We start from the raw sequence: 257 nt of genomic DNA on the forward strand, positions 1-257 counted from the left end.
ATGGGCGACAGAATAGGGCGTAAAAAAGTGCTCTTTATTACCATCACCATGATGGGGATCTGTACCACCTTAATTGGTGTGTTACCGACCTATGCACAGATTGGTGTTTTTGCACCCATCTTGCTGGTGACGTTGCGTATTATTCAGGGGTTGGGTGCAGGTGCGGAAATTTCCGGTGCCGGTACGATGCTGGCGGAATATGCGCCAAAAGGTAAGCGCGGAATTATCTCCTCATTTGTGGCTATGGGAACTAACTG

1 protein-coding gene is annotated in these 257 nt (G+C 48.6%); it reads left to right on the top strand.

All coding sequences use genetic code 11. The features are described from left to right. The coding region (locus tag IEQ44_RS16140) for an MFS transporter (protein ID WP_193639444.1) at positions 1-257 on the top strand (257 nt) is incomplete at both ends.

Source organism: Nocardioides malaquae (genome assembly GCF_015070385.1).
GTDB lineage: Bacteria > Actinomycetota > Actinomycetes > Propionibacteriales > Nocardioidaceae > Nocardioides > Nocardioides malaquae.